Source organism: Novosphingobium sp. ST904 (genome assembly GCF_001298105.1).
Lineage (GTDB): Bacteria > Pseudomonadota > Alphaproteobacteria > Sphingomonadales > Sphingomonadaceae > Novosphingobium.
The window spans coordinates 18,314-41,762 of record NZ_LGJH01000137.1 but is presented as its reverse complement, the minus strand read 5'-3'; the positions used below and the strand labels follow the sequence as shown (position 1 = coordinate 41,762).

General features: G+C 64.6%; 18 protein-coding genes and 5 pseudogenes. 13 read left to right on the top strand and 10 right to left on the bottom strand.

What is annotated here, in order from left to right; all coding sequences use genetic code 11:
• Nucleotides 1–362: 362 nt before the first annotated feature.
• On the top strand, nt 363–1,214 hold the full coding sequence (locus ADT71_RS10380) for a glycosyltransferase family 2 protein (RefSeq protein WP_165913271.1): 852 nt from the start codon (nt 363–365) through the stop codon (nt 1,212–1,214).
• Nucleotides 1,211–2,182: pseudogene (locus ADT71_RS10375) on the top strand (lipopolysaccharide biosynthesis protein); the annotation flags it as partial. The gene ADT71_RS10380 and the pseudogene ADT71_RS10375, both read left to right, overlap by 4 nt.
• A 367-nt stretch (nt 2,183–2,549) precedes the next feature.
• Here ADT71_RS10375 and ADT71_RS34945 read toward each other — a convergent pair.
• From ADT71_RS34945 to ADT71_RS35285, 7 genes are all read right to left on the bottom strand, one after another.
• Nucleotides 2,550–3,632 (bottom strand): glycosyltransferase family 2 protein, encoded by a 1,083-nt coding sequence (locus tag ADT71_RS34945; RefSeq protein WP_082370272.1) that lies wholly within the window; start codon nt 3,630–3,632, stop codon nt 2,550–2,552.
• A 133-nt stretch (nt 3,633–3,765) separates the two neighbouring features.
• Nucleotides 3,766–3,936, bottom strand: a complete 171-nt coding sequence (locus ADT71_RS31290) for a hypothetical protein (protein ID WP_156336549.1) — start codon at nt 3,934–3,936, stop codon at nt 3,766–3,768.
• A gap of 120 nt (nt 3,937–4,056) precedes the next feature.
• Nucleotides 4,057–4,182 carry a hypothetical protein gene (locus tag ADT71_RS34940; RefSeq protein ID WP_255351628.1) on the bottom strand — a complete coding sequence of 42 codons (126 nt, stop codon included), beginning with the start codon at nt 4,180–4,182 and terminating at the stop codon, nt 4,057–4,059.
• Complete coding sequence (locus ADT71_RS30240; protein ID WP_231635792.1) at nt 4,161–5,039, bottom strand: hypothetical protein; 879 nt, start codon at nt 5,037–5,039, stop codon at nt 4,161–4,163. Before ADT71_RS30240 ends, ADT71_RS34940 begins: the two co-directional genes overlap by 22 nt.
• On the bottom strand, nt 5,039–5,896 hold the full coding sequence (locus ADT71_RS33470; RefSeq protein ID WP_231635791.1) for an ATP-binding protein: 858 nt from the start codon (nt 5,894–5,896) through the stop codon (nt 5,039–5,041). The genes ADT71_RS30240 and ADT71_RS33470 overlap by 1 nt, the downstream gene beginning before the upstream one ends.
• Entirely contained in the window at nt 5,818–6,339 is a 522-nt protein-coding gene (locus tag ADT71_RS33465; RefSeq protein WP_231635790.1) for a hypothetical protein, read from the bottom strand. Before ADT71_RS33465 ends, ADT71_RS33470 begins: the two co-directional genes overlap by 79 nt.
• Nucleotides 6,336–6,821: a hypothetical protein gene (locus tag ADT71_RS35285; RefSeq protein WP_304437739.1), complete on the bottom strand. Its 486-nt coding sequence runs from the start codon at nt 6,819–6,821 to the stop codon at nt 6,336–6,338. Before ADT71_RS35285 ends, ADT71_RS33465 begins: the two co-directional genes overlap by 4 nt.
• A gap of 1,048 nt (nt 6,822–7,869) precedes the next feature.
• Between ADT71_RS35285 and ADT71_RS10350 the strand changes: the two genes are divergently transcribed.
• The gene (locus tag ADT71_RS10350) at nt 7,870–8,643 is read left to right on the top strand and encodes a response regulator (protein WP_082370278.1); all 774 of its coding nucleotides are present in this window, start codon (nt 7,870–7,872) and stop codon (nt 8,641–8,643) included.
• A 186-nt stretch (nt 8,644–8,829) separates the two neighbouring features.
• Here the strand turns inward: ADT71_RS10350 and ADT71_RS33455 are convergent, their stop codons facing one another.
• Entirely contained in the window at nt 8,830–9,078 is a 249-nt protein-coding gene (locus ADT71_RS33455; RefSeq protein WP_231635789.1) for a hypothetical protein, read from the bottom strand.
• 180 nt (nt 9,079–9,258) lie between these two features.
• Between ADT71_RS33455 and ADT71_RS33450 the strand changes: the two are divergent.
• The 3 genes and pseudogenes from ADT71_RS33450 to ADT71_RS10335 all read left to right on the top strand — a co-directional run.
• Nucleotides 9,259–9,378 (top strand): annotated as a pseudogene (locus tag ADT71_RS33450) (intradiol ring-cleavage dioxygenase); the annotation flags it as partial.
• Between the two features lie 421 nt (nt 9,379–9,799).
• Entirely contained in the window at nt 9,800–10,828 is a 1,029-nt protein-coding gene (locus ADT71_RS10340; RefSeq protein ID WP_054436583.1) for a hypothetical protein, read from the top strand.
• Entirely contained in the window at nt 10,825–12,957 is a 2,133-nt protein-coding gene (locus ADT71_RS10335) for an autotransporter outer membrane beta-barrel domain-containing protein (protein ID WP_054436581.1), read from the top strand. Before ADT71_RS10340 ends, ADT71_RS10335 begins: the two co-directional genes overlap by 4 nt.
• A 93-nt stretch (nt 12,958–13,050) precedes the next feature.
• Here the strand turns inward: ADT71_RS10335 and galE are convergent, their stop codons facing one another.
• Nucleotides 13,051–14,055: a UDP-glucose 4-epimerase GalE gene (gene galE, locus ADT71_RS10330; protein ID WP_054436580.1), complete on the bottom strand. Its 1,005-nt coding sequence runs from the start codon at nt 14,053–14,055 to the stop codon at nt 13,051–13,053.
• 255 nt (nt 14,056–14,310) lie between these two features.
• Between galE and ADT71_RS10325 the strand changes: the two are divergent.
• Nucleotides 14,311–15,322: pseudogene (locus ADT71_RS10325) on the top strand (SDR family NAD(P)-dependent oxidoreductase).
• A 51-nt stretch (nt 15,323–15,373) separates the two neighbouring features.
• Nucleotides 15,374–16,683 (top strand): annotated as a pseudogene (locus ADT71_RS10320) (UDP-glucose/GDP-mannose dehydrogenase family protein).
• Nucleotides 16,684–16,746: 63 nt separating this feature from the next.
• On the opposite strand, the gene ADT71_RS10315 reads toward ADT71_RS10320, so the two are convergent.
• Entirely contained in the window at nt 16,747–17,547 is an 801-nt protein-coding gene (locus ADT71_RS10315) for a M48 family metallopeptidase (protein ID WP_231635788.1), read from the bottom strand.
• A 231-nt stretch (nt 17,548–17,778) separates the two neighbouring features.
• Here ADT71_RS10315 and ADT71_RS10310 point away from each other — a divergent pair, with 231 nt between their 5' ends.
• The 5 genes and pseudogenes from ADT71_RS10310 to ADT71_RS35620 all read left to right on the top strand — a co-directional run.
• Entirely contained in the window at nt 17,779–18,036 is a 258-nt protein-coding gene (locus tag ADT71_RS10310) for a hypothetical protein (RefSeq protein WP_054436577.1), read from the top strand.
• A gap of 164 nt (nt 18,037–18,200) precedes the next feature.
• Nucleotides 18,201–19,637 carry an O-antigen ligase gene (locus tag ADT71_RS10305; protein WP_054436575.1) on the top strand — a complete coding sequence of 479 codons (1,437 nt, stop codon included), beginning with the start codon at nt 18,201–18,203 and terminating at the stop codon, nt 19,635–19,637.
• Complete coding sequence (locus ADT71_RS10300) at nt 19,634–20,764, top strand: hypothetical protein (RefSeq protein WP_054436573.1); 1,131 nt, start codon at nt 19,634–19,636, stop codon at nt 20,762–20,764. Before ADT71_RS10305 ends, ADT71_RS10300 begins: the two co-directional genes overlap by 4 nt.
• A gap of 549 nt (nt 20,765–21,313) precedes the next feature.
• Nucleotides 21,314–21,976, top strand: coding sequence for a polysaccharide biosynthesis/export family protein (locus tag ADT71_RS10295; protein ID WP_054436570.1), 663 nt, complete (start codon nt 21,314–21,316; stop codon nt 21,974–21,976).
• Nucleotides 21,977–21,993: 17 nt separating this feature from the next.
• Nucleotides 21,994–23,394 (top strand): annotated as a pseudogene (locus tag ADT71_RS35620) (GumC family protein); the annotation flags it as partial.
• Nucleotides 23,395–23,449: the final 55 nt, after the last annotated feature.

The window sequence follows — 23,449 nt, the reverse complement described above, 5'->3', positions numbered from 1 at the left end:
TCCATCGCCAGCGGCGAAGCATGGGCCGGCGCCGGAAAGGCAAGACAATAGAGCGTTTCCTTATGCCCGCGCCAGAGCCGCTGGCAAGGCCCCGGAAGATCGGCCGAAGTTTCCGCTTCGGTTTCGGAGCGTGCTTCGGCGGGGCGCGGGCGTCGAGGCCATCGTCGTGCGGATCGCCGAACTGCCCGGTATAGTTCAGGAAATTCGGATGGTTGCGGCGCTATTCAGGGTAATGGCGCATCCCGGGGCGGCTGGGTAGAACCTGCCGGGTGGCCGCGATGAATACGCGGTGGCTTTGAGGCGCGGGGGCTTGTGTGAGTAAGCTGGCCAGGCAGTTCATCTTTGCAGTTCTGCCGCGACCCGTGGCAATCCGGTTGTGGACCGGGCGCCAGTACCGGCGCTATGCGGGCCGATATCCCGAGGGCGAGAGGCGGCCGCATCCGCTGCGGGCCGCGCTGATCGTTTCGCTGACGTCCTTTCCGCCGCGATATCCCACGCTCCACCTCACGCTGCGAAGCCTGCTGCGGCAGGACACGGTGCCTGACCGCATCGTCCTGTGGCTCGCGCGCGGTGACGAGGAATCCCTGCCCGCTGCCGTGCGGGAATTGCTGGACGGGCGGGTCGAACTGCGGCTGGTCGACGACGTGCGCAGCTACAAGAAGCTCGTCTATGCGCTCGGCGCCTTTCCCGAAGCCTATATCGCCACTGCCGACGATGACGTCTTCTACAAGCCTTCCTGGCTGACCGAACTCGTCGATGGACAGGCCGGAACGAAGGGCGTCATCACCTGCCTGCGCGCGCACCGGCTGGAGATGGGGGCGGGCGGGGCGCTGGCCCGTTATGCCGATTGGGGCTGGGACGTTCAGGACGATGCCGCGCACGCTCCGTCCATCGATCTCATGCCCACGGGGATCGGCGGGGTGCTCTATCCGCCCGGGTGCTTCCATCCCGACGTGACGGAGCGCGAACTCTACGAGCGATACGCGCCTTCCGCCGACGACTTGTGGTTCTACTGGTGTGCGCGCCGGGCAGGCGCGCTCTACCGGAAGGTGGGACCGCGCTTCGTGCAGATGACCTGGGACTTTTCCCAGGCGAGCCGCCTCTACGACGACAACATGCTGCAGAACGACGCGCAGATTTCCGCGCTGGTCAATCGTTTCGGCAATCCCCTGCTCATGCCGCAGGGCATTCCTGCGGTGGCGGTGTCCGAATGACGAGGGCCGGCAGCGACGATATCGGCCGCCGCGCCACGCGGGGGGTGGCATCCACCGCCGCATCCCAGATGGTCAAGGTGTTCGCCACGATGGCGACCACGATCGTGGTCGCGCGTATTCTCTCGCCGGCGGATTACGGCATCAGCGCCATGGTGGCGCCGCTTACCGGCCTGATCCTCATCTTCCAGAACCTGGGGTTCACCCAGGCGGTCGTGCAGGCGCGGGATCTCGACCCGGAGCATTCCAATGCCCTGTTCTGGCTGAACGTGTTCGTCTCGGTCGCAGCAGCTCTGGTCATGGTGATCCTGGCACCGCTGGCGGGCTGGTTCTACGGCGATTACCGCGCGGGATACGTGACGGCGGCCACCGGGCTCACCGTCCTCGTCTCGGGGTTGAAGTTGCAGCATCAGGCCCTGCTCAACCGGGACCTTCGCTTCCATACGCTCAGCATCAACGATATCGCCGTGGCCCTGTCGACGTTCGTCTTCACCGCGCTGGCCGCGCTTGCGCTGCGCAATTACTGGGCGATCTGGCTGGGGGCGCTGCTGGGGGCGAGCGTCAGCACTGTTATGGTCTGGACATCTTGCACCTGGCGCCCGCGAATGGGCGCGCGCTTCGCCGGGGTGCGCCATCTCGTGGTGTTCGGAGCGAATCTTACGGGCTTCAATCTCGTGAACTTCTTCGCCCGCAATCTCGATAACGTCATCATCGCCAAGGCCGAGGGTGCGGACGCGGTCGGCCTGTACGATCGCAGCTACAAGCTCATGCTGTTTCCCCTGCAAAACGTGAACCAGCCGCTGAGCCGCGTCATGATTCCGGTCATGAGCCGGCTCCAGGACGATGCGGAACGATATCGGCGGGTCTATGAACGGGCGATCCGCGCGCTTGCGCTGCTGTCCCTGCCGGGCATCCTGGCGGCGGCGATCTGCAGCGATCGGCTCGTGCCTTTCCTGCTGGGATCGCGGTGGAGCGCCGCCAGCCCGATCTTCTTCTGGCTCAGCCTCACCGCGATCGTCCAGACCGTGCCCAACACGACCGGGTGGCTCTACATCAGCAGCGGGAAGACCCGGCGCATGATGTATTGGGGGATTTTCTCCAGCACGATCAGCGTGATCAGCTTCTTCATCGGGGTGCGCTGGGGCGCGGTGGGGGTGGCGGCCGCCTATTTCTTCGGCCAGCTCCTGACGACTCCCGCACTTTACTATTATGCGACCAAGGGCACGCCGGTGTCCCAGCGTTTCCTGTACGAGGCGCAGGTGCCCTCATTGCTTGGGGGCGTCTTTGCCTGGGCGGTGGTTTCGCGGCTGGGGGAAGGTTTGCCTACCGTCGTCACGCTTACGGTTGCGGTCCTGTGCAGCTACGGAGGCACCGTTGCGGCCCATTTCTGCACCGCGAGCGGGCGGCGCGACATGGCGGAGATGATCCGGCTGGCGGGGAACCTGCTGCCGGACCGCTTCCGCCGCCATCCGCAGAAGGGCTGAAGGCATCAGCGCGCGGCGTGAGCCAGGCAACGGCCTTCCGGTAGCCTTCCAGCCCGAATACCGCCGCGCCGAGCTTGGGAACCGGCGCAAGGTGTGCGCCCTTGCCGCCGAGCGAGAGGCTGCGCTGAAGCGCGCGGCGGCCCTGCGCCATGTCCCCCCGCCGAAAGGCGCTGTCGGCAAGCCAGTAGAAGTATTCGCCGATGATCCGTGCGCGCTTTTCATCCGGCACCGCGTCCGAAGGTCGGCGCAGCAGGCTTTCGGCCACGTCTATGAGATCGCCGAAAGTGGAACGGTTCGCGGAGATGCGCAGCGGCGAATCGTGCTGGACATAGACGCCGCAACCCCGGTCCGAATGTGCCAGCCGCGCGCCTGCGAGCGCTGCCCGGCACACGATTTCACCGTCCTGGTTGCGCCGCACCGCTTCGTCCCACCCGCCGATGCTGCGCAAAAAATCGGTACGCCAAAGCACCGCACAGGGCGGTGTCCAGCGCCGACGAACCAGCCACCGGTCAAGCAGGTCTTCGGCGCTGCTATACCGTTCGCGCCGCAGTTCCGCCGAAGGGGCCGCTTCATTGTAGCGAAGCCACGGGCCGAATGCGACGTCGGCTCCGTTCTCCACGGCGTCCAGCAGGCCGCGAAAGAGGTCGCCCATCACGAAGTCGTCGCCGTCGAGAAACATCACGTAATCGGTTTCGACAAGGGCGAGCCCGCGATTCCGGCTCTTCTGCGCGCCCAGATTGGCCTCGTTCACGATCACGGAAAGGCGCGTATCCGCGATGGACTGCGCGGCGGACCGGGTTTCCTCGCCAGTGTCGTCGACGACCACGATGACCCGCGTATCGACATGGGGCTGGCCGAACACCGAGCGGACCGTCCGCTCGATGGTATGCCCGGCCTGATAGGCAGGCACGACGACCGTGATGGAAGCCCGTGGCATCGCTGGCGCTCCTGAAGTCGGGCAAAGTTGCCGTTCCCGGCGATTCTTACGGGTCTTCGCGTCGCGGGACTAGCTGGACGAATGGGTGAGTCGCTCGTCCTTGTGGCGGCAGGAGCGCAACCGCCGCAGTCGTTCAGTTATGGTGGCGCGGCGGACGATGATCGTCCCGGTCCCGGTGACCGTCGCGGTCGCCGTGTTCGTGCCGGGGCGGATGGTGGCGTCCGGGGCGGTCGTTATGGCAGGCCGACAGCAGGATGGTGGTGGCGGAAAGGATGCCGAGGCCCCAGCCCAGTCTGCGGTACATGTGTTTCTCCTGTACGTTCGGCGATTTGCCGTTGAGAAACAAATGGATGAACGCCTTGCCGGTTCCCGCTAATGGTTCATTTGCGCGCGGGCGGCCCGGGATGTTCGGCCGGCTCCGCCGTCAGAAGGCCTTTCGTAGCGAGATACCGCCGGAAATCGTGTTGCCCGCGAGCGCATCGAAACTGCGAGAGGCGTAGAGGTCGAGATGGAGCCTGTCCGCCAGCTTCATGTTGGCGCTGATGCCCACCTCCCACCACCCGTCTGAATAGTGGCGCGAATCCAGCAGCCCGCTGCGGGGAATCTCTTCGAGGCTCTCGAACTGGCCGACTTTGACTTGCGATACGGCGTTGCTGGTCCAGTTACGGGAAAGCGAGATGCCGGCATAATGGTCGCCATTTTCGCCGAACGCATGATCGAGGCGGACAGTGCTGCCCAGCGTCCATGTTGGTTCCCGGGTTTCCAGATCGACCAGGCCGGTCCCGGTGGGGGCGGGGCGGAGCAGGCGTCCCTGTGCGTAGGAACGACGATCGTCGGCGTCACGAACCATCGGGGCGAAAGCGGGAAAATCCGTCCGAAGTCACCGCCCAGTGCATAATAGGCGCTGCTTCTGGCTCCCGAACTCTGGCGGCTTCCCCAGTCGGTGCTGATCTTGCCGTAGACCTGCCGGCCGTAGCTGGCCCAGCCGTCGATGACCCAGTTGTCGAAGTTGCCGCCCGCGCCAAGCGTGCCGACGTAGTAATCGGACGGGAGCGCGGTGTCGGCCTGGATCAGGGTGCCGTGATAGCGCATCACGCCGCCGCGCACGTATCCGCGCCCGATCTGGCGGGTAAGGGACAGCGTCTGCCACGAACCATCGGGGCCGTCGTCGCGGTTGCTCAGCCCGGCGGACAGCGTGATCGTCCAGGGATCGACGGGTTGCGGGGGAGCCGTGTCGGCGGGATCGGCTGATGCAGCCTGCGAAGTGGCGTCGGTGGACGCGAGTTCGGGGGCAGGTGCGGCGGCAGTGTCCTGCGCTGTGGTAGTCTCCTGCGCCGCGGCGCTGCCGGGCCACCACACTGCCGCAAGGCCTGCGCAAAGCAGGCAGGCCATCGATCTTGCGGGCATCAGGCCGCCTTTCGCAGGGTCGGATCGAAGGCGGCCGGAACCGTGACGCGGGCGGCGAATCCGTCGCCGCCATGAACGAAGCTTACATCGCCGCCATGGGCGCGCGCGATGGAGCGGCACACCGCAAGGCCGAGCCCGCTGCCCTTCTGACCCGAGGTGCGCGCCGTTTCGGAACGATAGAACGGCTCGAAAGCGCGGTCGAACTCGTCTTCCGGAATGCCGGGCCCGGTGTCGACGATTTCCGCCACGGCCTCGCCATCGTGCAGGCTCACGCGGACCCTTGCACTTTCGCCGTACTTGATCGCGTTTTCCAGCAGGTTGCCGAGCAGGCGGCGGATGCCGACCGGATCGACATCGACCGGAATGTGCAGGTTGTGCTCGATCGTCACCTTGCCGCCGACAAGTTGTGCGTCGGCGACGCTGCCGGCGATCAGTTCCGCGAAATCGACGCGTTCGCGCGGTCCCGGGGTCGAGGCATCGCGGATGAAGGCGATGACCTCGCTGATCATGGCTTCCATCTCGCTCACTTCCTTCAGCAGGCCTTCGCGCTGCTCGTCGGGAACGTCCTCGATGCGGAAGCGAAGGCGGGTGAGGGGAGTGCGCAGGTCGTGGCTGATGGCGCCGACCATCGCGGTGCGGTCATCCACGAAGGCGCGCAGGCGGTTGCGCATCTGGTTGAAGGCATTGGCCGCCCGCCCGATCTCGGCAGGGCCGGACAGCGGCAGGATGGTGGCCGAGGGGTCGCGGCCGAGCTGTTCGGCGGCTTGCGCGAAGTCCTTCAGCGGAACCACGATGCGCCGGGCGAACAGCCATGCCAGCGGGCTGATGATCGCCAGCGACAGTGCGAACCACAGCATGACCCGCTTCTGCCAGGCGTTGGGGAACGGCTCCGCGCGCGCGCCACGGCCAGCCACTGTCCGTCGGGCTGGCGTGCGGCGGCCACGAAATCGCCTTCGATGAACGGCGGCGAGGTGAGCGCGAAGAAGCCGCTGTCGACGTGGCGGAAGGGGATCGGTTGCGGCGTGCCGGGAACGACGGGCAGCGGTGTGGTGCGCGTCGCGGCGGCAGGCGGCGTGGCAGGCGCTGCCGTTGCCACGGTGGTTGCCGGAGCGGCCGTGGATGCGAGCATGACCGGGGGTTGGGGAATCTGGAGAGACAGGGGGCGCGTTGTCGCGACGGGGGTCGGCAGCGGATCGGGCGTGGCGATCGGCAGGGTGGCGCGGGGAATGTCGGTCATCGTGGGCATGGCCGGCGAGAGAAGGCCCGAGCCCAGCCCAGCGGCGCCGCCCGGACCGATCATCCCGCCGGGACGCCCGCCGGGGCCGACGATCTGTCCGGGCTGACCGTCCTGGTTCGGCGTCCTGCCCGGCTGGGCGCGGCGTTGCCGGGCTGTCCCTGCGAAGGCTGTCCTTGCGAGGGCTGGCCGCCGCCAGGGCGGCCGATGCCGCCTCCGGGGGCCTGCCCACCCGGCTGACCGCCTGCACCGGCGCTTCCGGGGCGGTGGCCGCCGGGTGCGGTGGCGGCGGGGATCGCGCCGCCGGGGATGCGTCCTCCCGGACGGGCTCCACCGGGCATGGCGGGAACGCGGGGCATCGAGCCGCCGGGAGGCATTCCGCCGGGGAAGTGGCCACCGGGCATTCCGCTCGGCCCGGGGCTTCCACCGGGGGGAGGGCCGCCGGGAATCGACTGCGCTTCCGCCGAGCTGACCAGAACCGAGGACAGCGAGGCGGGTTCGGCCTTGCCCTGCGCCATGGCGAGGGGCGAGCGGGTGTTGCTGGGCACGGCGACGCCGCCGACGGGAAGCTGGGTATAGAAGGCGAGAATAACGTCCTTGCCCTCGCGGCCGAGGCGGCTGGCAAGTGCGTCGCGCGAGATTCGGAAACGAGCCAGCCCTGCCCGCTCACGTCGGGCGGACCCATCATCGGCTTGCGTTCGAGCCGGTCTGGCACGTCGCTGGCGGTGAGGGCGCTGGCCACCTCGTCGATGTTCCAGCGCGCGGTCGGGCTGGGCGGCAGCAGCACGGTAAGCGCGAGCGTGACGAGTTGGGCGCCGATCAGGGCGCAGACCAGGATGGCGATCATCTGCATCGCCAGGGGAAGGCCGATCCGGTTCGAAAGGCGGGGCAGGTTCATTTCAGGCCCCATGCCACGAATTCGCGGCGATTTCGAGACGTCACCACGTGGCTGCGCGCCGTTCTGGAGCGGGATGGGGAAGAGAGATGCGGAGCGGGCTCGGAAAGGAGGGACACGTCCCTTCCGACCCCGCTCCGCGCCCCCGCGAGCCGGCACAAGGCCAGCCTGCGAGGACGGTCACCTCGGGTCCGTTCCAGCAGCGGTGCCCTCACTCGCGAGGCTGGAAGGAAAACTCTTGTCGAGCGGCGCCGGGCACCGCGACTGGGCTTGAGCGGCCGGTACCATGCGATTGTGTCACTATCGGGTCCGGTTCCGCACCATCCCCGATGCGTGGATATAGTTCCGGGGCCGTCGCAGGACAGGGCGGGTGCGACTACGTGACCTGCCGCTGCGACGGGCCCGGCACCGACCGGCGCCTTGGCGGTGGCTAACCGGACGGTGGTTCCGGCCGTATCGGGGACATGCAGCATCATTGCGGGAGTCGCGGGGGATGCGACGGGATCCGCGCTGCAGGCCATCCAAGACGGAACCTGACGAACTGGGTTGTTCATGGCCATCTTGTTCGGCGCGGGACTTTGCCTGCGGATTTCACCGGCATTTCACGCCTGTTGCGGGCTGTCGCAAGCTGTAACAGGGGCTGAAATCCGGGTGGAACGCGGGGTTCCTATTGGCGCACAATGATCCTAGAACGTGCTCCGATGGACCTTCAGACCCGCATCCTCATCGTCGACGACGATGAAGGCATCCGCTCGCTGATCGGCGAGTTCCTGGGCAAGCATGGCTACGCCACGCAGACTGCCGCCGATCCTTCGGCGATGCGCGAACTGCTGGCGCGCGAGGATTTCGATCTCATCGTGCTGGACGTGATGATGCCGCGCGAAGATGGCCTTACCGCACTCCGCCAGCTTGGACCCGATGCGCCGCCGGTCATCATGCTTTCGGCCGTGGGAAGCGACGTCGATCGCATCGTCGGCCTGGAAATGGGTGCGGACGACTATCTGGCGAAACCGTGCAATCCGCGCGAACTGCTGGCCCGCATCCGCACCGTCCTGCGCCGCCGCGCGGCAGTGGGCGGGGTGGCCGAGCGGGTCGTTGCGGCCGCGCCTTTGGAAGCGACGCCGGTCAACGACGTGCATTCCGGGGAGTGTCTGCACTTTGGCGGATGGCGGATGGACCTGGGCCTGCGCCTGCTGTTCGATCCCGGCAACCGGCTGATCTCGCTTTCGGATGGCGAGTTCCGCCTCCTGCGGGCATTCGCCGAGCACCCGCGACGTGTCCTCACTCGGGACCAGTTGCTCGATTGGTCGCGCGGGGAAGACAGCGATCACTACGATCGCGCCATCGACGTCCAGCTTTCCCGCCTGCGCCGCAAGCTTGCCGAAGGCGACGGTGGCGGCGACATCATCCGCACCGTGCGCAATGAGGGGTATCTCTTCGTGCCCTCGGTCTCGGGCGACATTTCAGCCAGATGAGCATCGGCCGCCGGGACGGACCGTGCGGCTACAGAGATGAAATGCATCTGAAATCCGGTGGCAACTGCCGGCTTTCAATCCTCGTCGTGACCTGATCCGCGGCACCGGTCCTCCGGGCGTCGCGCGAATTGCGACACGAGGGGATATTTCAATGGACGACCATGACCGCGGGCTTGCCCACGATCTTCAGACCATCGGACGGGCATTCGGCGAGAACCTGATAGGACGCCGCCGGGCGCTGGCCATTCTTGCCAGCGCGGGCAGCGTGGCGGGCGTTGCGGCATGTGGAGGGGATGACGGTTCCTCGTCTTCGGGAACCTCTGGCTCGTCCAGTTCCACGAGTTCCACCAGCAGTTCCAGCACGACTTCGTCCAGCACTTCGTCGACCAGTTCTTCGTCCACCTCGTCGGGCGGAAGTTCCGCCGATACCTGCATCGCCGATCCCACCGAAACCAACGGCCCCTATCCCGCAGATGGCACCAACACGGCAAGCGGTTCGACCTCCAACGTGCTGACCGTGAGCGGTGTGGTCGCTCGGATATCCGTTCCAGCTTCATCAATTCGACGACGACCGCCGCCGGTGTCGCACTGGAACTGACACTGCAACTCGTCGACGTGAACAACGGCTGCGCGGCGATAGAAGGCGCGGCGATCTATGTCTGGCACTGCGATGCCGCCGGGAAGTACTCGCTCTATTCGAGCGGCGTCACCACCGAAAGCTACCTGCGCGGCGTGCAGGTGACCGACAGCGAGGGGAAGGTGACGTTCACGACCATCTATCCCGCCTGCTACTCGGGACGCTGGCCGCACATTCATTTCGAGATCTTCACGGGCGGCCTGACTTCGGCAAGCACCGGCCGCACGGCCAGTCTCATCTCGCAGCTTGCCATGCCGGCTGCCACCAACACCGCCGTGTTCACCGGCGATACGCGTTATACGGCCAGCATCGCCAACTACAACGCGATCTCGCTGTCGTCGGACAATGTCTTCGGTGACAACAGTTCCGCGCAACTGGCGCAGATGACGCCGACGCTGAGCGGCAGCCTGACGGCCGGATACACCGCACCGCGCTCATCGGCATCGCCGCCTGAATCTCCGGCGCCGGCCGAGAGGCGGCGCCGGATACCGCTTTCACGCTCATCACGAGATTCCAGACATGAACTCGCTTCACACGTCTTCCAGCATCGGCGCGCTGGTCCTTGCCCTCGTCGCCGCTCCCACCCTTGCCGCCACCAAGGTTTCCACCGACACGACCGCGCCGCTGGTAACGTCCAGCGCAGGCGATGTTACCGTGACCGAGGACGGCACGATCACGCTCGCCGGCGGGTCGGCGGTCACCGTCGACAGCAGCAACGCCGTAGACGTCGAAGGCGGGCTGGTGCTCGACGATGCCGACGGTGCGACCGGCATCACCGTAAATGCCGGCACCACCTCTACGATTGCCGTTGGTGAGGACGGTTCGATCGCGGTGACCGAGGACTACGTTCCCGAGACGACCGGCTCGGACAGCGCCTCGGCCAGCAATCGCTACGGCATTCATGTCCTGTCCGGCGCGGCGACCAGCGGCTCGATCCTCAACGCCGGCACGATCACGGTGGAAGGCCAGGATTCCGGCGGCATCGTCGTGGACAGCGACTATGTGGGCGATATCACGAACACCGGCACCATCAGCGTGATCGGCGACAATTCCGTAGGCATCTCGACGAAGGCGGTGGACGGTGACGTCACCGTGGAAGGCACTGTCTATGCAACCGGCGCCGGGGCGACCGCGCTCTCGGTCGGCGGAGACGTGACCGGCACTGTGACCATTCAGGGCACGGTGGCCAATCGGGCCTCCTACACCGATGACGACAGCAACACCGTCGTGCTTTCACGCGCCGCGCTGCGCTCCGGTGCCGCGACGGTGGACATCACCGGCAACGTTGCAGGCGGCATCTATGTGGCTGCTCCGCCGGTCGACAATGACAGCACCAACGACGATGAAGACAATGACGGTGTCGATGACGACGAGGAAGGCACCGGCGCGGTCGTGTCCTACGGCAATGGCCCGGCCATCCAGGTGGGCGGCACCAGCGACATCACGGTCGGCGGCGTTTCCAGCAATTCCGGCACCTATTCGATCGCCATCGACGAACCGTCAGTTCCAACTCGTACTACAGCAAGACCGACGCCTACGGCCTGGTGATCGGCGGGCAGGGTGGCAACGTCACCCTGACAGACGGCATCGGCGTGACCGGCACTCTCAGCGCCACGACATACGATTCGGCGGCGACCGCCCTGCTCATCAACAAGGGCAGCACTGTCACCAGCCTCTACAACAGCGGCTCGATCGCGGCGGGCATCACCTCGCAGGGCGACGGTTCCTCCACCGCGGTCCGCGATCTTTCCGGCACGCTGACCACGATCGACAACACCGGTTTCATTTCCGCAACCGGCTCCGACACCGACACGACGACCGCGCTCGACCTGTCCGCGAACACGACCGGCGTGACCATCAGCCAGTACCTCAACGATGCGGACGCCGAGACCAGCGCGGAATATCTCGAAGACAACGACACGGATACCGATCCGACCATCTATGCAAGCATCACCGGGAACATCCTGCTTGGTTCCGGCAATGACACGCTCAGTGCTTCGACCGGCACGATCACCGGCGATACCTATTTCGGCAACGGCGACGACACGCTCAGCCTGTCCGGCAACACCGTCTACACCGGCGATGTCTACTTCGGCAGCGGTAGGGGAACGGCATCGCTTGCCGGCACGTCGAGCTTCGTGGGCACCATGGACTTTGCCGGAAACGACGGCACGCTGTCGCTTTCCGGTACCTCGGTCTATTCGGGCAACTTCAGCAATGCCGACAACCTGACCGTGACGGTGGGCAGCGGTTCCAAGCTGACCGCGAGCGAGGCGGAGAACATCAGCTTCGGCAACCTCATCGTGAAGTCCGGCGGTATCCTGGGGGTCTACGTCGATACCCAGGAAGGTACGAGTTCGCTCATCAACGTGGCGAACGCGACGCTGGAAAGCGGGACCAAGATCACGGCCACCGTCACCGACCTCGGCGATGCCGAGGGCACCTACACGGTGCTGACTGCCAGCAGCCTCGATGTTCAGGGCACGCTGGACTCGACCGAGACCGACCTGCCGTTCATCTACAACGGCGAGGTTTCGACCGATGACAACAGCGTCTATCTTACCATCGAGCGCAAGACGACCGCCGAACTCGGCCTGACGCGTAGCGAGGCGTCGGCCTGGGATGCGATCTACTCGACCGCGCAGAATGATGATTCGCTGACGGCGAGCCTGCTCGACGTGGACGATTCGGCAACGCTCCAGACCCAGGTCTCGGCGCTGCTTCCCGATCATTCGGGCGGCGTGTTCGATGCGGTGACTCACGGCGACCGCATGGCCGCGCGGCATCTTTCGGACCAATCGTCGATGTTCTCCATCTCCGACATCGGCGGCTGGTTCGAGCCGGTCTACTGGCGCACCAGCAAGGATGCGGGGTCGACCGCGGGCTACAAGGCCAGCGGATCGGGCCTTTCCAGCGGCGTCGAGCGGCGCACTTCGCTGGGCTACTTCGGCGTGTCCTATGCGTGGTTGCAGGGCAGCGTGACGGACAACGGCGGCACCGGGAATCTCGATGTGGGCCAGCATGACCTTGGCCTGTTCTGGCGCAATGCCAAGGGGCCGTTCATGGCGTGGGCGCGTATCGGCGCCTCGCGGATCTCGGTGGATTCGACGCGGACTTTCACCGGCACCATCGACGATACCGACTTCACCTATGCCGCGGACGGCAAGTGGAGCGGCTGGCTTTTCTCGGGCCTGGCGGGCGCGTCCTACCGCTTCGACATGTCGCGCCGTTTCAATCTCAAGCCCAAGGTCGAACTCGAGCAGTTCTGGCTGAAGGAGAACGGCTACAGCGAAACCGCCGACACCGACGCCATGGCGCTGACCGTGGCAAGCCGCACCAGCAAGGCCACCACGGTAACGCCGACACTGACGGCCTCCTACTCGCTGGGCACGATCTCTCCCGACTGGCACCCGCTGACGTTCCAGGTGGAGGCGGGTCGCCGCGAACTCGTCTCAGGCAAGCTGGGCAGCACGACTGCCTACTTCAACGGCGGCGACACTTACGATGCCGGCGATGCCTTCACGATCACGCCGGAAAGCCTCAAGGGAGCCTGGGTCAGCGAGGTCTCGATGCTGGCGGGCGGACTCGACTTCACGTGGAAGATCACTGCCCGCATGGAACGCACCAGCGACGCTACCGATCTTTCGACCCGCGCGTCTCTCAGCATCGCGTTCTGATCGGGCGCTGGCTGCCGAACGGATCGCAGCGCAAACCGAAAAGGCCCCGGCAGGACATCCTGCCGGGGCCTTTTCGGTTCATCCCTTTTTCGTTCATCCTTCGCGAATCTGGTCCAGCTTGCGCTCCCACGCGAGCGCGTGTTCGACGATGGTGGGCAGGTCCGCGTATTTCGGCGTCCAGGGCAGTGTCGCCTTGATGCGGCTATTGTCCGAAATGAGGGAATCCGGGTCGCCCGCGCGGCGGCCTTCGAGGCGGCGGTCGATCGTGAGGTTCGTTACCCGGTCCACCGCATCCAGCACGTCGAGGACGGAGAAGCCCTGGCCATATCCGCAGTTCATCGTCAGCGACCGCGCCGGATCGGCGATCAGCGCTTCCAGCGCAAGGACGTGGGCATTGGCGAGATCGGAAACGTGGATGTAGTCGCGCACGCCGGTGCCGTCGGGAGTATCGAAATCGGTGCCGAATACGGCGACATGGCTGCGCTTGCCCAGGGCGGCCTCCACGGCGACTTTGATGAGGTGCGTGGCGCCCGCCGTGGACTGGCCGGTGCGGGCCTGTGGATCGGCGCCTGCGACATTGAAGTAGCGCAGCGCGCAGAAGTTGAAGCGGTGCGCCCGCGCGACGTCGCCCAGCATGATCTCCGTCATCAGCTTGGACATGCCGTAGGGATTGATCGGCAGCTTCGGGCTGTCCTCGGTAACGGGCGAAACCTCGGGAATGCCGTAAGTGGCCGCGGTAGAGCTGAAGATGAAGTGCGGCACGCCCGCCTTGACCGCGGCATCGATCAGCGCCCGGCTCCTGGCCGTGTTGTTGTGGTAGTACTTCAGCGGATTCTCGACCGATTCCGGCACGATGATCGATCCGGCGAAGTGCATGACGGCCTTCGTGCCCTGTTCGGCGAAAATCCGGGCCAGCAGGTCGGCATCCTCGATGTCGCCTTCGTAAAGCGGGACGCCTTCGGGAATGGCGAAACGGAAGCCGGTCGTCAGGTTGTCGATCACGGCGACGGGCCAGCCGGCGTCCTTGAGCGCAAGAACGGCGTGGCTGCCGATATAGCCGGCACCGCCGGTGACGAGAACGGGGGGTCTGGAAGTCATGGTCTCGCTATGTCCGACGGCAATAGGGACTGGAAGGCAGTTTGCAGCCTTTTCGGAGGGATATGCCGCGCGTCACGGAGCGTCAAACGAAACGTCGAGGGGAACGGCGCCATAACGGTGCAACATCCGGAGACGAGAGCTGTCTGTGCAGTTCCCCGGCGCAGGGCCCTTGGCAATCGTTGCTTCATGGTTGATCTCTAGAAGGCGGGCGCCACCCCGCTCCGCCCAACCGCTGCCGTACCGACTGGAGTTTCGATGCTTTCCCAATCCGCCATTCTCGTGACCGGTGCCGCCGGTTTCATCGGCGCCGCCGTTGCCGAAGCCCTGATGGCGAAGGGAACGCCGGTGATCGGTATCGACAACATGAACGATTACTACGCCGTCTCACTCAAGGAAGCCCGGCGAGACCGGCTGGCTGCGCGCTTCGGCAATCTGTTCACGTTCCACCAGCTCGATTTCTCGGACATGGACCGGCTGACGGCGACGCTGGAGCCCTGCCGCTTCGAGGTGATCGTTCACCTCGGCGCGCAGGCAGGGGTGCGCTACTCACTCGAAAACCCGCAGGCCTATGTCACCTCCAACCTTGCCGGGCACGTCAACATGCTCGAACTGGCGCGTGCGCGCCAGGTTGCGCACATGGTCTATGCCAGTTCCAGTTCGGTCTACGGCGGCAACGCCAAGCTGCCCTTCGCGGTGGAGGATCGTGCCGATCATCCCTCTCGCTTTATGCCGCCACCAAGAAGGCGGATGAGCTGATGAGCGAGACCTATGCCCACCTTTTCCGCATCCCGCTGACGGGTCTGCGCTTTTTTACCGTCTACGGGCCATGGGGCCGGCCGGACATGGCGCTGTGGAAGTTTGCGGAACGTATCCTCTCGGGCCGCCCTATCGAGGTATATAACCAAGGCGAGATGTACCGGGACTTCACCTATATCGACGATATCGTCGGCGGAGTGCTGGCCTGCATCGATCGTCCACCCGCCGATGACGGGCAGGAAAAGGCGGTGGGAGCATCAAGCCCCATTCGCTGTACAATATCGGCAACCACCGCAGCGAACATCTCATGCGGCTTATCGAGGTGCTCGAAGAGGCATGCGGCGTCCGCGCGGAACTGCAGTTGCTGCCCATGCAGCCGGGTGACGTCGAGGCGACTTATGCCGACATTACAGCACTTACGAGCGATACTGGATATACGCCCAGTACTCCGATCGAGGTGGGTGTGCCGCGCTTCGTTGACTGGTATCGGGGCTATGTCCGCACGCTTTGATTCCATCGAACCGGCGTGTAAGGGCGCCGTGAGCTGCAAGGTGGTGTTTACATGAAAATTGCGATGGTTGGTTCCGGCTACGTCGGACTGGTTTCAGGCGCCTGTTTCGCCGATTTCGGTCACGACGTCGTATGCATCGACAAGGACCAATCCAAGATCGATCGCCTGCATGAAGGCGTGATGCCGATCTATGAACCGGGGCTCGATGCCCTGGTCGCCAGCAACGTGAAGGCAGGGCGCCTCTCGTTCACGACGGACCTGGCCGAAGGGATCCGCGATGCCAAGGCGATCTTCATCGCCGTGGGCACGCCCTCGCGGCGCGGAGACGGCCATGCCGACTTGTCCTTCGTCTATGCGGTGGCACGCGAAATCGGCGAGCATCTCGCCAACGATGCCGTCGTCGTCACCAAGTCCACCGTGCCGGTCGGTACCGGCGACGAAGTGGAGCGCATCCTGCGGGAAAGCGGCACGACGCATCGCTTCGCCGTCGTCTCCAACCCGGAATTCCTGCGCGAAGGCGCGGCCATCGGCGATTTCAAGCGGCCCGACCGCATCGTCATCGGCGCCGAGAACGATTTCGGCCGCGAGGTCATGCGCGAAGTCTACCGCCCGCTTTTCCTCAACGAATCGCCGCTGCTGTTCACCAGCCGCCGTTCGTCCGAACTGACCAAGTATGCCGCGAATGCCTTCCTCGCGGTGAAGATCACCTTCATCAACGAGATGGCCGACCTTTGCGAGAAGGTTGGCGGCAACGTGCAGGACGTGGCGCGCGGGATCGGTCTCGATGGCCGCATCGGCTCCAAGTTCCTGCATGCCGGCCCGGGTTATGGCGGCTCGTGCTTCCCGAAGGATACGCTGGCCCTGCTCAAGACGGCGGAAGACTACGACAGCCCCGTCCGGATCGTCGAAGCCGTGGTGAAGGTGAACGATACCCGCAAGCGCGCCATGGGCCGCAAGGTGGTCGAGGCGCTCGGCGGTGCCGATGCGGCGCGCGGAAAGCGCGTCGCGCTGCTCGGCCTGACCTTCAAGCCCAACACCGACGACATGCGGGACAGTCCGTCGATCGCGGTTGCGCAGACCTTGTTCGACGCCGGGGTTTCGGTCGTCGCCTTCGATCCGGAAGGCATGGAGCAGGCCCGCCCGCTGATGCCTTTCGTCGAGATGGTGGGCGATCCCTATGCCGCCATCGCTGATAGCGATGCGGTCGTCATCGTTACCGAATGGGATGCCTTCCGCGCACTCGACCTTGGCAGGGTCAAGGATCTCGCCAAGCGCCGGTCATGGTCGATCTTCGCAATATCTACAAACCGGAAGACATGCGTTCGGCCGGCTTTACTTATCTGTCTGTCGGACGCGCCTGAATTTACTGCGAATTCGCAAGTGCGAAATGAAGCGGCGCGCAGGGTGACGCTCCATTTCGTGTTTCAGTCGGGCTGCAGTGCGGGAATCGCCGAAACCGGGCAGCTTGCGGGCGCGGGGTGCGCCTGCATGCGGCGGATGCGTTCGGGCACGTTGCGATGGCTCGGATCGCGGAACCAGCGCAGCCAGTCGCGCTGGTTGAAGCGTCGCCAGAATTCCAGCCCCTTTTCAAGGTCATAACCGGCGCATGATGCCAGTTCCACGCCGAGAATATCGGCGCGATCCTCCATGCTTCGGCGTTGGCCGATGCTCTTGGCATCACGGTCCCGCGCGATCACATGGCCAAGTTCGTGCCCGGCTACGAGCGCGATCTCGTCATCCGTCTTGGTAAAGTCCACGAAACGGGCGGTTACGGCCAGATTGTCGTCATCGGAATAGGCATCGATCCCGCCTTCGGTCTTGAGTACGAAGCGCACGCCGCAGCGCCGCAGAGGGGTTAGGCTCGCGCGGACTTCCTCGCCTTTGCGGTGCAGCAAGATCATGGCAGGACGATCGGCCGGCAGGGCCGCCAGCATCTCCTCGACACGCTCCGCCATGGTCCCCTTCGCATCGGTTGCATCACGCAGCGTGGCCATCTGCGTGTCATCAATGGCGACGATCTCGTCAAACTCGCGGATTCCAGCCCTTTCTGCCGGGCTTCCGGCCGCGACGACCGCCACCTGCGGCAAGGCGGATAGCCCGAGGCTTGCGGTGAGCAGTGTCCGGTCGGCCTTGTTGTAACTACCTAGATCATCGATAGTCAGTCCCGTGGCGGAGGCTTCGCGGGGGCAGGTCTGACCTGCCGCCTCGTGCAATCGCCACTCCACGTTAGCCAGCCTTTTCATGACCGTGCGCAATGCAATCGGCCATGATTCGGTGTCGGCAGCAACGGCAGGGGGAACCGCAATGACAAGCATGAAACCGGCCAATGCTGCAGACGCGGCGAGTCGCTGCGCTTTCGGAACTAAGTGTTTGTGCTTGTGTTTCATTGTGCAGCGCGATATAGGGCGACAAGCCTAGTCGGTCTACAGATCGAGCAATAATAGGAGACAAAACACATGAAGTTTGGCTCTCTCGTGGCCGGTATTACGGCTGCTACGATGGTCCTCGCCCCGGTTGCTGCCCAGGCGGGCACCTCGGCTTCGGCATCGGTTGTGAAGCCGGTTTATGGCAGCCGCACCACGACTTCGGTTGACAAGAAGCAGAAGGCGACCGCTGGCGCCTACGTGCTTGGCGCTCTGGCGCTCGGCGCTGCTGGCTTTGGTCTTTACAAGGCCATCGACAATGGCAACGATAAGTCGAACGGTTCGAACTGATCGACCTGTCGACTAAATGAAAGCCTGGTCATCAACTCGTTGGTGGCCGGGTTTTTATGTATATGCAGGATCAAACATCTCGCCGACGCATCCGTAAGGCCCCTTCAAGGCACGTCAGCTCGCGTTCACGGAGAGATGTTTCTCGCCAGAGCGCGCTGAGCCAGTTGCTCGATGTCGCGGTCAGGCCAGATGCCCAGCTCTGCTTCCTTCTTGCAGCCGGAGTGCTGCTGGGTGGCGGAGGTCTCGGTGCGGCCTCGCTGAATTTCCTGATCCAGCTCGTTTCCCTGCTGATCCTCAGCGTCAACGGGCCGCGCGTGATCGAAGCGATCCGAGCCGCCCCCCGGCTGTTCTCCGTCCTCTTTGCCGCAACCGTCCTGCTGCCGCTGTTGCAGCTGGTTCCGCTGCCGGCTTCCATCTGGGCGCATCTGCCGGGGCGGGAGATCGTTACCCAGTCCTTGTCGCTGGTGGGCGCGCAGGACCAGAGCGCTCCGGTCTCGCTCGCGATTTATCGCACGGCCATCGCTGCCAGCGCCCTGATTCCCGCATTTGCCGCCATTGTGCTGGCCGTCAATCTGAACGGTGCTCAGGCTCGCCGGGTGCTGGGGTGCGTTGCCGTGCTGGGCGGCGTGAACGTCCTGTTCGGTCTCGTGCAGCTGTCGACCGCCAACAGGGTCGGCAACTTCTACGCCAATGCTCGTCCCGACCAGCTCTACGGCACCTTCGCCAATCACAACAGCACCGGCCTTTTCCTGTGCCTGTCGCTGGTGGCGCTGGTGGCCGCATTCATCGCTCGTCCGGTGGACCGCGTACTTGCCCGGCTGATGCCGGTCGTCGCCGGTGCTCTGTTCCTGGTTGTGGCGGTCGTGCTCACGCAGTCGCGCTCGTCGATGGGTATTACCGCGCTTGCATTGATCGTTCTGGTGTTCCCGTTCTTCCGCGTCCTGCGCGTTCCGCTGGCAAAGCTCCCGCGCAAGGCGCTCGTCGCGATCGCCGGGGCTGTGCTCCTGCTGGCGGCAGTATTGGGTGCCATCGGTACGTCCACGATCGGTAATTCGCTTGGCCGGTTTTCCAGTCTCGAAGACGCGCGCGCGCTCATCTGGGAGGATGCCTTCAGCGCGGCCGGGCGTTACTGGCCGGTCGGCGCGGGCATGGGGTCTTTTGACGAGGTTTTCCAGGTCGACGAATCGCTGGAGAACATCCGCTCCGGCCGGGCCCGCCGCGCCCATAATGACTATCTCGAAATCGCGGTCGAGGCGGGTGTTTTCGGTCTCGGGCTGGTCGCCTGCTGGATGCTCTGGTTCGTTGTCCGCATCTGGAAGGGGCGGCGAGAGCCCGATGCCGCCTTGCGGTTGGGCGCCGGCGGCGTTCTGGCGTGTATCGCGCTTCAATCCGGGGTCGACTATCCGCTGCGCAACATGGCCATGATCTGCGTTGCGGCAGTGATGGCGGGGCTGCTCGCGCGGCCGGCATCGGTTCTGGAGGATTCCCCCTCGCGCATTCGTCGTTCGCGCAGGGAGATGGTTCCTGGCGTCTCGGGTGGCCCGGTCTGGCAGGCCGAGCAGCGCCCGGCGTCGGAACCCGGCCAGGATATCCCGGCGTGAAGAAGGTGCTCGGCCACACCGTGTGGATCGCAGCGCTTGCGCTGGTGGGCGTGGTTACTGCCGGCTTTCAGGCGGACTACCTCAGTCGCTACCGTTTCGGCCTTGCCGACGATATTCCCGATGCTTTCCGCTACATGTCGCTGGAGGTCAGCGGATATCAGGCGATGCAGGACCAGGGCGCCGCGGCAGCAATGCCGATCGCGCGCGAACTGGTTCGTCGCCGTCCCGTACCGTCGGAAAGCCTCTCGCTGCTCGGTGTGGCTGCATCGGCCCGGCAGGATGAAGCGCTGGCTTCCGAAGCGCTGGTCATGGCAGCCGGAAGAGGGTGGCGCGATCGTGTTGCGCAGCTCAGCATGGTCATGTTCGCCCAGTCGGCAGAAGCCCATCAGGTCGCGGCAGAGCGTGTGGCGGCGCTCTGGGGGGCGGGCGATGCAAGTGACGCCGTTTATGCGGCGACCCAGGCAGTCCTGGCCGAAGATGGATCTCGGGAGGCACTTGCTGCAATCCTCGGCAGCAATCCGCTTTGGCGAGGAGACTTCGTGAACTGGGCGGCAGGTGCCGTTGAGCCTTCGCTCTACCTGGACCTGTTACACCGTGCCCGCGCGCATGGCGCGCGTTTCGATTGCCGCAATATCCAGGGCGCCGCAGTCAGGTTGCTCCGCGGTGGTTCTGCGGAAGCTGCGGAAAAGCTCTGGTACGGATCGTGTGGGGCCGATGGCGAATCCACGAGCTTCGCATTCTCGCGGCCCGTCGGTGCAGCCAAGCGGGAAAGTCCTTTCGGCTGGAGTTATCCGAGCGATGGCGGCATCGATCGCCAGTTCGTCGATGAGGGGCGGTCGGTTGCGATCCGGTACGAGAATGGCGAGAATATGTCGCTGCCGCTCGCCTCGAGGTTCTCCGCCCTGAAGCCGGGCCCTCATGACGTCTCGGCTCGCTTCACCGGAGAGGCGCCTGCCATACGCATTGCCTGCAACAACCCCGGCAACGGCGCGGGCCTGATCATTCGCCTGCAACTCTCGGAAAGCCCTGCGCGGTTCGTGATCCCTGCGGGCACCTGTCCTGCACAGGCCGTCGATATACTGGTGCCGAGCGGGAGCGGTATTGTTTCCTCCATCGTGGTCGAGTGATCCGACCCCTTCGCCGGTCTCGGGGCCGGCGAACTTTTGTGCGGGTTCGGCGGCGAATTCCGCACTGCACAATCGTTTGTTTAACCGTGCCGACGCAAGGCTCGCACGGCACATGGTGTTTCTGCGGGGGGTATGGCTCGGGCGCAACGGCGCGCTGCATGATCTATCCCGCAGTAAAACGCGGTTTTACAATCCATTATAAGCAGGCCGCCATTCTGGGCGGCTATATTGCGCTGCACTCCAAATCGGGTTAGGCACAATTACGAACGAGACAAGCCGGGGATCACATCGAATGCAAGCAAGTCGGTCGGTGCGTTCCCGCCAGGTTTCGGCGAGGGACGGAACTCGTTTCACGTGCCGTCCGAGCATCGAGCCATGATCCTGTTCGGGACGAATGTCCTGACACGTTCCATTCCGAGGAAACCCGGAATTGTCATCCCATCAAGCAGAACGCAGCCGTCCGGGCCGGGCCAGATGGTCCACGGCCGGGCTGTCGCATGGAGACAGGCAGTGTTGCCAAGAATTCTGACGTGTGTGGCTGGCGTTGGGTTGGTCGCAGGTTGCGCCGCGCCCTACAAGGCCTCGCCCACGATCCCGGTTGCCGCCGAAGCCTACGCCATGATGAACGGCGCGGCGGAACAGGTTAAGAGCGGCCCCTATCGCATCAGCCCGGAAGATACGTTGAGCGTCAACGTGTTCTTCGAACCCGATCTTTCGGTTGCCAATGTCAAGGTCGACCCCTCGGGGCAGATCGCCCTTCCGGGCATCGGTCCGATGAAGGCCGAGGACCTGACGACGACGGAACTGGCGAACGCTATCGCAGGGTCATTGCGGGGGCGCCTGCTGCGTGATCCGCAGGTTGCCGTTTCAGTGACGAGTTCGGCACGCCAGCGTGTCGTGGTGACCGGTCAGGTCCAGAAGCCGGGCGTGTACGAGATCAGCCTCGATACCACGCTGATCGAAACGGTTGCCCGTGCGGGCGGCGAAACGGAGATCGCCAAGCTCGACGAAGTGATCGTCTTCCGCACGATCAATGGCCAGCGCATGGCGGCCCGCTTCGATGTCGCCGCACTCATGAGCGGTGAACAGCCGGATATTCCGATTCTGGGGAATGACGTGGTTGTCGTCGGCTATTCGTCGTCGCGTGCGTTCTGGCGAGACCTGAGGCAGATGGTCCCGGTCTTCGCGCTCTTCCGGCCCCTGGTGATGTGAAAAAGGTCTCGATAGAGATGAACAATCCATATCCGTCCGCACCGGAAGGGGCGATGAACATCAACGACCGCTTTGCCGGGGCATACGATGCCGCCGGCTTTGGCGGCGTCGATCTGAACCTCAATGCGATCCGCGCCGCCATTATCCGCAATCGCTGGATCCTGATCGGCACGGCCATCGCCTGCCTTCTCGTCGGCGTGCTCGTGGCCATGCTTTCCACGCCGATCTATGAGGCGAAGACCACCCTCCAGATCGAGCAGCAGGCGCCGCAGGTTCTCGGCAATTCCGGCCAGTCGCTGGACGAATCCGGCCGGGACGACAGCTATATCGAAACCCAGGTGAACCTGCTTTCCAGCCGTTCGCTGGTCGAACGGGTGGCCCGCGCGCAGAACCTCTTCCGCGATGCCACGTTCTTCACGCGGATGGACCGCGATCCCCCGACGAGCGCTCCGGGAAGCGAAGGCTGGCAGCGTGCCGTCATCGACATGCTTCAGTCCAACCTTTCGGTTGAGCTGATACCGGGTACCCGCCTCGTCGAAGTCCACTTCACCAGCCCGGACCCCAAGCTGGCGCAGATCATCGCCAACGAGTTCGGCGTCCAGTTCATCAACAGCACGCTGAAGCGTCGCTTCGACACTTCGGACTATTCCCGCAAGTTCCTTCAGGACCAGATCGAACGTACCCGGGTCCAGCTTGAACGCAGCGAACGCGCGCTCATCATTTTCGCCCAGCAGGCTGGCATCACCGAAGTTGATAGCGGTGGTTCGGGAAGTGCTGCGGGTGGATCCGGCAGCAAGTCGCTGACCGATTCGAACCTCGAAGCCATCAATGCTGCCTACGCCAAGGCTTCGACCGACCGCATCCTTGCTGAGCAGAAATGGCAACAGGCCTCGCGCTCACCGCTTCTGCAAATCCCCGATGTGCTCTCCAATTCGAGCATCCAGGGCATGATGAGCAGCCGCGGCGAGAAGGCTGCCGTCCTCCAGGGCGAAATGCAGCGCCACGCGGAGGCCTATCCCACGGTCATCAAGGCAAAGGCTGAACTCGCCGCGATCGATGCGGTGATCAACAATGCCGCGGAGCGTGTGCGCGGGTCCATCCGCGACCAGTACCAGATCGCTGTAGACCAGGAAAACAGCCTCAAGAGCAGCGTCGAGGAGATGCGCCAGAAGAGCCTGGCCGAGCAGGGACGCGGCGTGCAACTGTCGATCCTGCGCCGCGATGCCGATACCAATCGTGCGCTTTATGATGCCCTGCTGCAGCGTTATCGTGAGATCAATGCTGCTTCGGGCGTCACGATCAACAATATCTCGGTGATCGACAAGGCGGAAATTCCGCGTTCGCCGGTCTGGCCCAAGCCGCTGTTCAACGCGTTGATCGGCGCCATCATCGGTGTCGTGCTCGGTGTGCTCATCGCGCTCGTCCGTGAACGGCTTGACGACAGCATCCGCTCTCCGGACGAAGTGGAGCGCA

What these genes read in the sequence shown, in the direction of transcription:
- ADT71_RS33455 (WP_231635789.1), bottom strand. Translation starts at nt 9,078, where the DNA reads ATGCAGGTATCGGCGGAACTTCCGCCCGACGAGGTGGACGAAGAACTG.
- ADT71_RS10310 (WP_054436577.1), top strand. Translation starts at nt 17,779, where the DNA reads ATGAAGTTTGGCTCTCTCGTGGCCGGTATTACGGCTGCTACGATGGTC.
- ADT71_RS33470 (WP_231635791.1), bottom strand. Translation starts at nt 5,896, where the DNA reads ATGCTGTGGTTCGCACTGTCGCTGGCGATCATCAGCCCGCTGGCATGG.
- ADT71_RS10340 (WP_054436583.1), top strand. Translation starts at nt 9,800, where the DNA reads ATGAACTCGCTTCACACGTCTTCCAGCATCGGCGCGCTGGTCCTTGCC.
- galE (WP_054436580.1), bottom strand. Translation starts at nt 14,055, where the DNA reads ATGACTTCCAGACCCCCCGTTCTCGTCACCGGCGGTGCCGGCTATATC.
- ADT71_RS30240 (WP_231635792.1), bottom strand. Translation starts at nt 5,039, where the DNA reads ATGCCCGCAAGATCGATGGCCTGCCTGCTTTGCGCAGGCCTTGCGGCA.
- ADT71_RS33465 (WP_231635790.1), bottom strand. Translation starts at nt 6,339, where the DNA reads ATGATCGGTCCGGGCGGCGCCGCTGGGCTGGGCTCGGGCCTTCTCTCG.
- ADT71_RS34945 (WP_082370272.1), bottom strand. Translation starts at nt 3,632, where the DNA reads ATGCCACGGGCTTCCATCACGGTCGTCGTGCCTGCCTATCAGGCCGGG.
- ADT71_RS31290 (WP_156336549.1), bottom strand. Translation starts at nt 3,936, where the DNA reads ATGTACCGCAGACTGGGCTGGGGCCTCGGCATCCTTTCCGCCACCACC.
- ADT71_RS10350 (WP_082370278.1), top strand. Translation starts at nt 7,870, where the DNA reads ATGGACCTTCAGACCCGCATCCTCATCGTCGACGACGATGAAGGCATC.